Source organism: Streptosporangium sp. NPDC002524 (assembly GCF_040295985.1).
GTDB lineage: Bacteria > Actinomycetota > Actinomycetes > Streptosporangiales > Streptosporangiaceae > Streptosporangium.
In genome coordinates, this window is the sequence record NZ_JBEOWK010000002.1 from 342,860 (window position 1) to 354,891 (window position 12,032).

The 12,032-nt window shown below is 72.3% G+C and carries 9 protein-coding genes; 5 read left to right on the forward strand and 4 right to left on the reverse strand.

Annotated features, from left to right (window positions below; genetic code table 11):
- Nucleotides 1-79 precede the first annotated feature (79 nt).
- From ABT053_RS04140 to ABT053_RS04150, 3 genes are all read left to right on the forward strand, one after another.
- Nucleotides 80-1,495 (forward strand): MFS transporter, encoded by a 1,416-nt coding sequence (locus tag ABT053_RS04140; protein ID WP_350967370.1) that lies wholly within the window; start codon nucleotides 80-82, stop codon nucleotides 1,493-1,495.
- A gap of 102 nt (nucleotides 1,496-1,597) precedes the next feature.
- Nucleotides 1,598-3,022: an acyclic terpene utilization AtuA family protein gene (locus ABT053_RS04145; protein WP_350967371.1), complete on the forward strand. Its 1,425-nt coding sequence runs from the start codon at nucleotides 1,598-1,600 to the stop codon at nucleotides 3,020-3,022.
- Nucleotides 3,015-3,338: a DUF4387 domain-containing protein gene (locus ABT053_RS04150; RefSeq protein WP_350967372.1), complete on the forward strand. Its 324-nt coding sequence runs from the start codon at nucleotides 3,015-3,017 to the stop codon at nucleotides 3,336-3,338. Before ABT053_RS04145 ends, ABT053_RS04150 begins: the two co-directional genes overlap by 8 nt.
- 41 nt (nucleotides 3,339-3,379) lie before the next feature.
- On the opposite strand, the gene ABT053_RS04155 is transcribed toward ABT053_RS04150, so the two are convergent.
- On the reverse strand, nucleotides 3,380-4,312 hold the full coding sequence (locus ABT053_RS04155; RefSeq protein ID WP_350967373.1) for a LysR family transcriptional regulator: 933 nt from the start codon (nucleotides 4,310-4,312) through the stop codon (nucleotides 3,380-3,382).
- Nucleotides 4,313-4,394: 82 nt separating this feature from the next.
- On the opposite strand from ABT053_RS04155, the gene ABT053_RS04160 reads away from it, so the two are divergent.
- Nucleotides 4,395-5,765, forward strand: coding sequence for an MFS transporter (locus tag ABT053_RS04160; RefSeq protein ID WP_350967374.1), 1,371 nt, complete (start codon nucleotides 4,395-4,397; stop codon nucleotides 5,763-5,765).
- Here ABT053_RS04160 and ABT053_RS04165 read toward each other — a convergent pair.
- Nucleotides 5,744-7,432 (reverse strand): PQQ-dependent sugar dehydrogenase, encoded by a 1,689-nt coding sequence (locus ABT053_RS04165; protein ID WP_350967375.1) that lies wholly within the window; start codon nucleotides 7,430-7,432, stop codon nucleotides 5,744-5,746. The two genes, ABT053_RS04160 and ABT053_RS04165, sit on opposite strands and share 22 nt — an antisense overlap.
- Before the next feature lie 365 nt (nucleotides 7,433-7,797).
- Nucleotides 7,798-9,621 (reverse strand): ABC transporter ATP-binding protein, encoded by a 1,824-nt coding sequence (locus tag ABT053_RS04170; protein WP_350967376.1) that lies wholly within the window; start codon nucleotides 9,619-9,621, stop codon nucleotides 7,798-7,800.
- A gap of 388 nt (nucleotides 9,622-10,009) precedes the next feature.
- Here ABT053_RS04170 and ABT053_RS04175 point away from each other — a divergent pair, with 388 nt between their 5' ends.
- On the forward strand, nucleotides 10,010-10,957 hold the full coding sequence (locus ABT053_RS04175; RefSeq protein ID WP_350967377.1) for a TauD/TfdA dioxygenase family protein: 948 nt from the start codon (nucleotides 10,010-10,012) through the stop codon (nucleotides 10,955-10,957).
- 116 nt (nucleotides 10,958-11,073) lie between these two features.
- On the opposite strand, the gene ABT053_RS04180 is transcribed toward ABT053_RS04175, so the two are convergent.
- Nucleotides 11,074-11,715: a hypothetical protein gene (locus ABT053_RS04180; protein WP_350967378.1), complete on the reverse strand. Its 642-nt coding sequence runs from the start codon at nucleotides 11,713-11,715 to the stop codon at nucleotides 11,074-11,076.
- Between the last annotated feature and the right edge of the window lie 317 nt (nucleotides 11,716-12,032).

Sequence of the window (12,032 nt, forward strand, 5' to 3'; positions counted from 1 at the left end):
CAATGGCACTGCCTGATGCTATGTGTTGACATTTTTGCTATGGCAAATAGTGTGACTGCTGTCACACGAGGAGGGCGCCATGGCCAGCGCGACGCGAGCCGGAAGCCGTTCGGCCGGCACCGGGAGGATCACGTTCTACGTGGCCCTCGCGGTGTTCGCCCAGGAGTCGACCTGGAACTTCTACGACAACCGGGTGCCCGAGCTGCTGCGGGACCACGTCGCGAGTGCCGCCGTGATCGGCCTGCTCATGGGCATGGACAACCTGCTGGGCATCTTCGTCCAGCCCTACATGGGCAACCGGTCGGACAACACCCGGACGGCCTGGGGGCGCCGGATCCCGTACCTGGCGGTCATGATGCCGGTGGGCGCCGCGCTGTTCCTGCTCATCCCGCAGGCGACGTCCCTGGGCCGGCTGATCCCGGTGATCTTCCTCTATGCGCTGGTGATGAACAGCTTCAAGCCCGTGAGCGAATCGCTCATGCCGGATTTCATCGAGCCCGCGCGCCGGAGCCGGGCGAACGCCGTCGTGAAGATCGCCTCGGCGCTGACGACCGTCGTGGCCGCGCTGGTCAGCCTGCTGCTGGTCGACGACCACCCGAGGCTGGCCTTCGCCGTCCCGGCCGGTCTCATGCTGGTGGCGGCGGCGGTGCTCGTCTGGCGGGTGCGCGACAGCCGTTCCCCGGCCTACCAGGCCGCCCTCGCGGAGGACGAGGCGTCGGCGGGCGGGGCGCCGGTGAACGGGGCGTCGGCGGGCGGGGCGCCGGTGAACGGGGCGTCGGTGGGCGGGGCGTCCGTGGGCGGGGCACAGGCGGACGGAACGTCGGTAGGCGGGGCGTCGGGGGTTACCGGGGCGCGCGACACGGACGGCAGGGTCAGGTTGAGGACCGTCGTCGCCGACCTGGTGTTCGCTCCCGACCGGAGCCGCTTGCTGCTGATCGTCGCCGTGTTCGTCTTCGGGGGAGCGTGGTTCGCCTCGCGTTCCCTGATGACCCCCTACGGCGTGGAGGTCCTCGGCCTGTCCGACGGCGAGGCGGGCGGGCTGACGCTGCCGAGCGGGATCGTCTTCATCCTCGCCGCCTTCCCCGCCGCGCTGCTCGCCGAGCGTTTCGGGCGGCTGCGGGTCATGGCCGCCGGGATAGCGGTCTTCGGCGCGGGCGCGATCCTCGGGGCCGTCGTCCAGACGCCTGCGGTCACCGTCGTGGCGTTGTGCCTCGCGACCGTCGGCGCGGCCGGGTTCGTGGTCAACGCGGTCGTCGTGCTGTGGAACCTGGCTCCGTCGAGCCGCGTCCTGGGCGCGTACACCGGCCTGTACACGGTCGGGTGGGCCTCCGGGGGATTCGCCGGACCGGCGCTCGTCGGCCTGGCGGTCGACGTCACGGGGTGGCGGCCGATGCTCCTGCACATCGCGGTCCTGGCCTTCGTCGCCGTGCTGCCGGTCGTCCGGGCCGACCGGCTCCGGCGCGCGAGCGCCCCCGGGGAGGGCGGCGTCCGGTGAGCACACCGCCCACCTGGTGCCGGGGTGGAGGGCCTCCCGCGCGGCGCCGGCGGTACGACCAGTGGTCACCGAAGAGACAGAGATAGAGATGAGGACGACGACATGACGGGTACGTTCGCGGCCGAGGATCGCGTTTGTGAGGAGGCGGAAGAGCAGGAGGAGACGGTCAGGATCCTGGTTCCCAGTGGGATGCTCGGGGCGGGGTTCCCGCCGGAGACGGTCGAGCGGGGGATCGCGCTCGGGGCCGACGTGATCGCCGTCGACGGTGGCTCCACCGACTCCGGGCCGTACTACCTGGGCTCGGGGACGGCGAAGACGACCGCCGCGGCCGTCGCCCGTGACCTGCGGATCCTGTTGCGGGCCTCGGCGGGCGCGGGCATCCCGCTGATCGTCGGCTCGTGCGGCACGGGCGGCACCGACTCCGGCGTCGACTGGGTCGCCGGCATCGTCGGCGGGATCCTGCGGGAGGAGGGCCTGGACCTGAGGGTCGCGCGCATCTACAGCGAGCAGACGGCCGCCGCCCTGAAGGAGCGGCTCGACGAGGGACGGATCCACCCCCTGGCGCCGGCGGGCGACCTGGACGCCGCCACGCTGGACGGCTGCAGCCACATCGTCGGCATGATGGGCCACGAACCCATCGTGGCGGCGCTGGAGGCCGGGGCCGGCGTGGTGCTCGCCGGCCGGGCCACCGACACCGCCGTCGCCGCCGCGTACCCGCTGATGAGGGGCATGCCGGCGGGGCCCGTCTGGCACGCTTCCAAGATCGTCGAGTGTGGCGGGCAGTGCACCACCAACCCGCGCACCGGCGGTGTCCTCGCCACCGTCGACCGGGGCGGCTTCACCGTCGAGCCGCTGGACCCGGCCGCCGCGTGCACGACGACGTCGGTGGCGGCGCACATGCTCTACGAGACGGTCAACCCGTTCGAGATGCGGGAGCCGGCGGGCACGCTGGTGGTCTCCGAGGCGGTTCACACCGCGCTGGACGACCGCCGGGTGCGCGTCGAGGGGTCGCGTTTCGAACTCGCCGACCAGTACACGATCAAACTCGAAGGGGCCGGCGTCACGGGCTACGAGACCATGTCCTTCACCGCCATCCGGGATCCGCACATCCTCGCCAGGATCGAGGAGTGGGTCGCGCTGATGTACGAGGTCCTCGCCGGGCGCGTACGGCAGACGCTGGAGCTCGAACCCTCCGGGTACGCCGTGGACATCCGCCCGTACGGGTACGACGCCGTGCTGGGGAGCATCGACCCGGCCTCCGGGCCGCCCCGGGAGGTCGGGGTGATGATGCTGGTCCACGCCCCCGACCAGGCCACGGCCACCGCGATCGCCAAGATCGCGAATCCGCTGATGCTCCATCTCCCGACTCCCGACATGGACCACCTGCCCAGCCTGGCCTTCGCCACCTCGCCCGCCGAGAGCGAGCGCGGTCCCGTCTACCGGTTCGCGCTCAACCACGTCGTGGACGTCGACGAGCCCACCGCCATGTTCCGCGTCGAGATCGCCGAGGACGGCTCCCGTGACTGACGACCGCAGGCCCACGCTGGGCGAACTGGCGCTGGAGGTCCGTTCGAAGAACGCCGGCCCGTTCTGGGTCACCATGGAACTCTTCATGCGCACGGCGGGGGACTACGCGACCGTCGCCGACGAGGACTTCATCAATCAGGAGGTCGTCGCGCGGCTGTACGGCCTCGACGCGGCGGACGTCCAGATCTTCCGCATCCCCGCCCTCAACGTCGTGAAGATCTCGTTTCCCCGGCCGGTGCCCCAGGGCAGCCTGCGCGACCGGGACATCCACGCGGGCCAGCACCACGTCCCCCTGGCGGCGCTTGTGCCCCCATGAGAGCTCACGTGTCCGTCTCCTCCCCGGCTACCGGTTACCGGCTACCGCTGTGCCCACGCCGGTGTCCAGACCTCGCCGCCGGAGTGGCCGGGCCGTCCGGAGCCGAGGTGGTCGCGGAGCGCGGCGAGCGCGGGGTGCGGGTTGTCGCGGTGCCAGACCAGCGAGTGCGGGTAGACCGGTGCCGGGTCGCGCACGGCGACGCGTCGCAGGTCGTGCTCGGCGGGCCAGACGAGGTGGGTCCGCGCCCCGACGAAGGTCGCCAGTGACCGGGAGTCGGCGATGGTGTCCAGCAGCGGCTCGGTGCCGAAGTCGGGGCCGGTGACCTCGATGGTGAGCCCGAACGCGGCGGCGAGGTCGTCGTAGAAGGCGGCCCACTCGGTCCCGGGGACGATGCCGGGCATCCAGATCCGGTGCCCGGCGAGCTCGGCGGGCGTGACCGCGCCGGCGTTGGCGAGCTCGTGGGCCGGTCCGGTGAGCAGCTGGACGGGCTCGTCGAGGACCCGGACGGCCCCGATGTCGTCGGGAAGCCGCCTGCCGGGCATGGTGACGGCGCGGACGGCCGCGTCGATCGTGCCGGACCGGAGGGCGGCGACGGCCGCGTCCGCGTCGAAGAGGGTCACGACGTCGAGCTCGACGTCGGGCCGCGCGCGGTGGAAGTCGCCCAGCAGGGCGGCCGGGGCGAGCCGCCGGCCGATCACGTCGACGCGCAGCGCGCGGTGGCCGGGACGGACGGAGGCGAGCGCCCGCTCCTCGGCCCGCAGGAGGTCGCGGGCGTGGGGCAGGAACGCCTGCCCGTCGGCGGTGAGCCGCGTCGCGCGCGGGGTGCGCGTGAACAGCCGCACACCGAGGTTCCTCTCCAGCGTGGCGATGCGCTTGGAGACGGCCTGCTGGGTGATCGACAACTCGTCGGCGGCGTCCTGGAACCGTCCCGCGTCCGCGGCGGCCACGAAGGTGCGTACGGCGTCGAGATCCACCCGGGAAAGGGTAGCCGCACAACGTTCGGTTGTATCAACCGGCGGATCTGTTGTTTGATCTCGCCGCCCCCGCGTCGGTTGGATGCCAGTGGTCAACATCTGGTTGTCCGGGTCGGCGAGAGGCGGGGCGGGCGTGGCGGGCAGGCGGGCACTGGGGCGGCGGTTCGGGTGGTTGTACGCGGCGTACGTGGTCAGTTCGTACGGCACGAGTCTCGGGTTCGGGGCGTTTCCCCTGATCGCGGTCCTCGTGCTGCACGCCGGGCCGGCCCAGGTGTCGGCGCTGTCCGCCGTGGGGCTGGCGGTGGGGGCGGTGCTCGCGGTCCCGCTCGGGCCGTGGGTGGAGTTCCGCCGCAAGCGGCCGGTGATGGTGGCGATGGACCTGACCCGGTTCGCGGCGTTGCTGAGCATCCCCGTCGCGTTCGCGTTCGGCCTGCTCGGATTCGCGCAGCTCCTCGTCGTCTCCGTCGTCGTCACGGCGGCCAAGATCGCCTTCAACGCGGCCAGTGGCGCGTATCTGAAGGCGCTCCTGCCGCCGGAGGACCGGCTCGTCGCGAACAGCCGGTTCGAGTCCACGACGTGGTCCGCGATCGTGGTCGGACCGCCGCTCGGCGGGGCCGCGGTCGGGATGTTCGGCCCGGTGGTGACGGTGGCGGCCGACGCGGTCAGCTATCTGCTGTCGGCGCTGTGCGTCCGCGCGATCGGCGGAGGCGAGCCGCGCCCCGCGCGTGCCGAGGCATCGGGGTCGCGTGCTGCCGCATTCCGGTCGCGTGCCGGGCGAACCGTGCGTGCCGACGTGCCGGGGTCGCGTGCCGGGGATCTGCTCGAAGGGTGGCGCCGCATCCTGGCCCATCGGACGCTGCGCCGGTTGTTCCTCAACGCGATCCTGGTCAACGGCCTGATCATGGCGACCGAGCCGCTGCTCGCCGTACTGCTGCTCGGGCATCTCGGGTTCGCGCCCTGGCAGTACGGCCTCGCGTTCGCGCTTCCCTGTGTCGGCGGGCTCGTCGGGGCGCGGCTGGCGCGCGGGCTCGTGGCGCGGTTCGGGCAGCGCGGGGTGATGCTCACCGCCGGGGCGCTGCGCGCGTGCTGGCCCGTCGGGCTGGCGTTCGTCCAGCCCGGAGTCCCCGGGATGGTGCTCGTCATCGCCGTCCAGTTCGGTCTGGTGACCTGCTGCGGCGTGTTCAACCCGGTGCTGGCCACCTACCGGCTCGACCACACCGACCCGGACGGGGTCGCCCGTACCCTGTCGGCGTGGTCGGTCAGCGGCAGCCTCGCCATCGCGGCCCTGACCGCGGTGTGGGGCCTGCTGGCCGCCGTCACCAGCCCCCGCACCGCGATCGCGACCGCCGGAGTCCTTCTCCTGGCCACCCCGTTCCTGCTCCCGCGCCGCGAGCGCGCCGCGGGAGGTGGGACGGGCCTAGCGTCCGGGACTCAGGGGCTCGTGCACCGGTAGCCGGACGGCGTCTGGGTGTTGCCGTTCGGACGGCTCGCCTGGAAGCCGAAGGTGGTGCTCTGGCCGGGGCCGAGCGTGCCGTTGTGCCCGGAGCCCCGCGCCGTGACGGTCTGCCCGCTGACGGCGAGCGTGGCGTTCCACGAGCCGGTGACGGTGTGGCCGCTCGGCAGGGTGAAGGTCACCGTCCAGCCGTTGATCGCGGACGTGCCGGTGTTGGCGACCGTGACCGGCTGGACCACGTACCCGTTGCCCCACTGCGTCTGGACGGTCGCCGTCACCGAGCACCCGCCGGTGCCCCCGCCGCCCGGGAGGGTGGTGACCGTCGCCGTGTTCGACACCGGCGAGAGGTTGCCCGCCGCGTCGCGGGCCCGGACCTGGTAGCGGTACGTGGTGTTCGCGGTGAGCCCGGTCTCGGCGAACGAGGTGGCGGCCGAGGTCCCCACCTGCGTGAAGGTGCCGCCGGACGCGCCCGGCGCGCGCAGGACGTCGTAGCCGGTCACTCCGGTGTCGTCGGTGGAGGCGGTCCAGGCCAGGGTGGTGCCGGTGGAGGTCGTCCCCGACGCGGCGAGGCCGGCCGGCGCGGACGGCGGGGTGGTGTCGCCCCCGGTGGTGGCCGGGGGGACGCGGACGATGCGGTCGTCCTGCGCCACCGGGCTGCCGCGGCCGTCCCGGTTGCTGGTCGCCACCCAGAGCCAGCCGTCCGGCCCGACCGCGACCGTGCGGAGCCGTCCGTAGGCGGACTGGAACTCGGCCAGCGGCGTGCCGGCCGTACCGCCGCTGGTCAGCGGCACCGCCCAGAGCCGCTGGCCGCGCAGCGCGGCGACGAAGAGCGTGTTGTTGGCCCAGGCCAGCCCGCTGGGCGACGCCTCGGCGGTCGTCCACGTGACGATCGGGTTGCGGAAGGAGGGGTTGGTGCAGGTGCCCTCGCACGTCGGCCAGCCGTAGTTGGAGCCCGCGACGATCTGGTTGACCTCGTCCCGGGTGTTCTGCCCCAGTTCGGCGGCGTACATCCTGCCCTGGGAGTCCCAGGTCAGGCCCTGGACGTTGCGGTGGCCGTAGGTCCAGACGCGGGAGCCCGCGATCGGATTGTCCGCGGGCACGCCGCCGGTGGGCGTCATCCGCAGGATCTTCCCGGCGAGGCTGCTGAGGTTCTGCGCGTTGGCGGTGTTGCCGGCGTCGCCGGTCGCCACGTAGAGCATGCCGTCCGGCCCGAAGGCGATGCGGCCGCCGTCGTGGAAGGTGTTGCTCGGGACCCCGGAGAAGACCACCGGCTGCGTCTGGGGCGCGGTCAGCTGCAGCCTGACCAGGCGGTTGTCCCCGGCGGTGCTGGTGAAGTACGCGTACACCCAGCCGTCCTGGGCGTAGGTGGGCGACACGGCGATGCCGAGCAGGCCGCTCTCACCCGAGGCGCTCACCCCGCTGACGGTGGCGACCGTCGTGGGCGTCTGGCCCGGCCGCACCTGGAGGATGCGCCCGGTGTTGCGTTCGGACACCAGCGCGCTGCCGTCCGGCAGGAACGCCAGGCCCCAGGGGACCTGGAGGCCCGTGACGGAGACCTGCGCCCGGGAGAAGTCGAAGCCGCCCACCACCTGGGCGCGGGCCTCGGGGGCGGTGACGAACAGCGCGAGCAGCGCGAGAATCAGGGCCGGGACGACGCGGGCGCGCATGATGGACTCCTCGGGACTCCTCGACCGGATCACTGTGTGGATGCCAGCACCGTAGGCACGCGGGCCGGGGAACCTCAAACACCGCGATCGGCCCGCCTTGATGATCTGGGAGTACGGCGTCGCGGGGGATGAAACTTTCACTCGGGCGGCGAAAGTTGCGCTCGACGGATGTGCCGGTTCTCTGGTGCTCTTGTTCCCCGGCTCCTGGGTTCTCCGGTTCTCCGGTTTCTTGGTTTCCGGTGGCGAGGGCGGCGTGGGTGCCCGGTGCTCCTGGTCCTTCTCCTCGCGGATCGACTCGCTCCGGGGGCGGGGCCGCCCGGTGCGATGCCCTCCTACGGACGGGAGGACAGGGACACCCGCGCGCGTCAGCGGTGGACGGCGTCCGGGGTGTCCTCTTCGACCAGGAAGCCGCCGGACTGGTGGTGCCACAGGCGGGCGTACGGTCCCTGGGCCCGGAGGAGCTCCTGGTGGTCGCCCTGTTCCACGACGCGGCCCTGGTCGAGCACCACCAGGTTGTCCATGCGGACGACGGTGCTCAGCCGGTGCGCGACCACGAGGGCGGTGCGGTCACGCATCAGGCCCCACAGGGCTTCCTGGACGAGCGTCTCGCTTTCGGAGTCGAGCGCGCTCGTGGCCTCGTCCAGCAGCAGGATCGGCGCGTCGCGCAGGATGGCGCGGGCGAGGGCGACGCGCTGCCGCTGGCCGCCGGAGAGCTTGACCCCGCGCTCCCCGACCAGCGTGTCGAAGCCGTCCGGCAGGGCCTCGGCGAACTCCGTGACGTGCGCCGCCCGCGCGACCCGGCGGATCTCGGCGTCGGTGGCGCCCGGCCGGGCGAAGGCGATGTTGTCGCGCAACGACCGGTGGAACAGGGCGGGCTCCTGGGGGACGTAGGCGATCAGGCCGCGCAGGTCGGCCTGGCGGAGCCGGGTGATGTCCTGGCCGCCGATCAGGATCCGGCCGCCGTCGATGTCCGTGAGGCGGAGCAGCAGCCGGGTGAGGGTGGTCTTGCCGCCGCCGGACCGGCCGACCAGGCCCATCTTGGTGCCGGTGGGGATGTGCAGGTCCAGGCCGTGGAACAGGGGCGGGTGGCCGGCGTGCGCGAACGTCACCCGTTCGAACCGGACGCCGGCGTCGGCGGGGCGCAGCGGTTGCGGGTCGTCCGGGTCGACCACCCCGGGCGGCGCGAGGAGAAGCTCGGTGAACTGGGCGGACTCGGTGAGCACGCTCTCCAGGCGGCGGTAGATCTGGTTGAAGTCGAACATGATGCCGATCGAGGTCGTGTAGTAGCTGAACGTCACCACGATCGCCTCCACGCCCAGGCCGCCCCGGAGGTTGACGGCGAGCATCAGGCCGACCGTGCTGGTGAGGACCGCCAGCGGGGCGACGACGGTGTCCACCCGGAGGTTGCCGTAGTCCCAGGAGCGGATCGTCAGCCTGCGCTGCTCGGCGACCCGGGCCCGGTGCTGGGCGGCCTCGCGGTCCTCGGCGGCGAACGCGCGGACCGTCTCCATGTTGGCCAGCACGTCGGCGACGTGCCCGGACACCCGCACCTTGGCGGCCTCGCGCCGGTCCACCAGCCTCTGGCGACGGCGGATGAGCGGGGTGATGAGGAAGGCGGTGAAGACGATGAGGCCCACGAGGACGAAGACCAGCAGCGGGTGGTACCGCCACAGCACCACCGAGGCGAACGCCAGCGGCACCACCTTGGAGATGATCGAGAACGTGAGCGCGTCCACGTAGCCCTCGAACCCGCTGGAGAAGCTCAGCACCCGTTTGGTCAGCGAGCCGGCGAAGTTGTCGTGGAAGAACGCGGCGTCCTTGGCGAGCAGCCTGTCCATGCCCGTCACGCCGAGCCGCTCGATGCCCCGGGCCTCCGTACGGTTCAGGAAGTGCAGGCCCACCCGCCACAGGATCTCGCCCGTGAGCAGCAGCCCGCCGAAGGCGAGCACGTACGGCACGAGCACGGCGACGGTGGCGTCCTCGTCGCCGGCCAGGCGGCCCACGAGCGCGCCCACCGCGAGCGGCGCCAGGTAGAACAGGCAGGTGTTTCCCAGCGCGGGCAGGGTCAGCGCGGGCGCGGCGACCCGCCACTGGCGCCGCAGCTCCCCGTTGTAATAGCGCAGCGCCAGCAGGACGGCCGACCTGCGTGCGGGCGGCCTGTCCTCGGGGGAGTCAGGTGATCCCGGCACGGGCATCCTCCCCTCTGGATATTCACGGCTATGGCCATGTTGGCTCAGGGCGGGCGGGGCAGGCGAACGGTTTTCCCGGGGGCGGGAGTCCGTTTCCCGGGGGACTTCCGGGGGTGGGACGTGGCTTCCGGGGGGTGGGGCACGTTTTTCGCGGGAGCGGGACCCGGCTTCTCGGGGGAGCGGGACCCGGCTCGCCGGGGGAGTGGGACCGGGCTTCCCGGGGAGGTGGCACGGTTTCCTGGGGGGAGAACGCGGTGAGATGGGCGGTTACCGGGACGAGTGCGAGAAAATTCCCTAGTTAACCTACAGGGATAGTTGACATTATCCCTCTCTCGGCACACGCTGTGGTACGGCCCACCCGTACATCGCCATCGAAAGGTGTCAGGGAATGACCCAGCTCCATGACCACGAGACGCCCGTCGTCGCCGACGGCTCCTACCGGCACATCGACGTCACGCGAGTCGGCGGCGTGATCGGCGCGGTCGTCGGCGGCATCAGGGTGGGCGGTGACGTCGACGCGGCGGCGGTCGCCGAACTGCGTGCCGCGCTGCTGCGCCACCGCGTGGTCTTCCTGCGCGACCAGGGGCACGCCACCGACGCCGACCAGCACGCGTTCGCCGGGCTGCTCGGCACCCCCACCAAGCCGCACCCGACGGTGACGGGCGACGGTGAGGCCGTGCTCCCGATCGACTCCGAGCAGGGCAAGGCCAACAGTTGGCACACGGACGTGACCTTCGTCGACCGGATCCCGGCGATCAGCGTGCTGCGCGCCATCACGCTGCCGCCCTACGGCGGGACCACGGTGTGGGCCAACACGGTGGAGGCGTACCGGCGCCTGCACCCCGGCCTGCAGGCGCTGGTGGGCCGGTTGCGCGCGGTGCACTCGAACCTGTACGACTACGCGGCGCAGCGCCCGCAGATCGGCGGGATCGACGTCAGGGAGCAGGAGTATCGCGAGCAGTTCCGGAGCCGCGAGTTCGAGACCGAGCACCCCGTGGTCCGCATCCACCCGGAGACCGGCGAGCCGTCCCTGCTGCTCGGGCACTTCGTCAGGTCGTTCACGGACCTGAGCAGCGCCGATTTCCACGACCTGTTCTCCCTGCTGCAGCGGCACGTCACCCGCCTGGAGAACACGGTGCGGTGGAACTGGCGCGACGGCGACATCGCCATCTGGGACAACCGGTCCACCCAGCACTACGCCGTCGCGGACTACGACGACCTGCCCCGGCTTCTGCACCGCATCACGCTGGCCGGTGACATCCCGATCGGCGTCAACGGCGACACCAGCGTGGTCCGCAAGGGCGACGCCGGGGCGTACTCGCCCATTGCCGTCTGAGCGGCGGCCTGCTCACGGACGCTCGGGGCGTTCGCCTGCCCGCCCTCGGGGGAGAGGGACGCGGTACGGAGTCCCGTTTGGACGCGCCCGACGAGGAGGATCCGCGCCGGTCGGGGTCACTCGCTCCGGGGGGAGTCCGGCCAGTACGGGACCGACCGCTCGGCGGCGGACGCGATCGCCGCGCCGTCCAGGAGGACGATGCTCAGCTCGATCCCGCCCGCGGGCCACTCCACGCCGAGCTCGAAGGTCTCCCGGGGCGGCGAGGGCCAGAGCCACAGCCCCATCGTGGCGACGCCGGCGCCCTCGTCGCCGCTGCGCACGGACGCGCCGCCGAACAGCAGGGAGAGCCGCGGGGCCGGGGGCGGATCCTGCGGGAGCCCCGCCATGTCGAACCGCTGCCCGACGGTGGTGGCCTTGGTGCCGTCGGCGAAGCGGACGCCCAATCGCAGCAGGTTGTCCGGCAACCGGCCGGCGCCCACACCGGCGACCATGTGGGGGTACACGGACAGCTGGAGGGCCTGGAAGTCGTCGGGGGACAAAGTGTGCTGCCTCATGACGATGTTCACGTTCAGCAGGCAGCCGGTGCCGAACGCCTGGATCGTCGGCAGGGTGATGGCGACGTTCGGGGTGCGGGCCAGCACCAGGTCGCTGATCATCGTCGCGCCCATTTCCCCGGCCGGTGGTGCGTACCAGGCCGGCAGCCCGGGTCTGGACGGGCGGGTCGATTCTTCCTGTGCCGCTGGAGGCTCGAAGAACATGACCCCACCATACGGAAAAGTCGCGCGGTCGCGCGGTCATGTGGCCTGCGGACCGTGCGGTCTGCGGGCATGGGAATAGGCATGGGGGCGGGTGCGGACGCGGCCCCGGTGGCGCGGCGCGGCGCGGCGCGTTCGCGGAGGGGCGTCCGTCCTGGCGCGGTCCCCGTCCGGGCGGGGCGCCTTGGTCAGGGTGAGGAAGGGTGGGGAGGAGAAACAGCACGTTTTCCCGGGCTCCCCAGGCTCCCCGGCCTCGCCGAGCTTCCTGAGCTTCCTGAGCTTCTCGGGCTCCTCGGGCTTCCTGAACTTCCTGAGCTCCC

Coding starts and splice junctions, on each gene's coding strand:
- ABT053_RS04140 (WP_350967370.1), top strand. CDS start 80: ATGGCCAGCGCGACGCGAGCCGGAAGCCGTTCGGCCGGCACCGGGAGG.
- ABT053_RS04145 (WP_350967371.1), top strand. CDS start 1,598: ATGACGGGTACGTTCGCGGCCGAGGATCGCGTTTGTGAGGAGGCGGAA.
- ABT053_RS04160 (WP_350967374.1), top strand. CDS start 4,395: ATGCCAGTGGTCAACATCTGGTTGTCCGGGTCGGCGAGAGGCGGGGCG.
- ABT053_RS04165 (WP_350967375.1), bottom strand. CDS start 7,432: ATGCGCGCCCGCGTCGTCCCGGCCCTGATTCTCGCGCTGCTCGCGCTG.
- ABT053_RS04175 (WP_350967377.1), top strand. CDS start 10,010: ATGACCCAGCTCCATGACCACGAGACGCCCGTCGTCGCCGACGGCTCC.
- ABT053_RS04180 (WP_350967378.1), bottom strand. CDS start 11,715: ATGTTCTTCGAGCCTCCAGCGGCACAGGAAGAATCGACCCGCCCGTCC.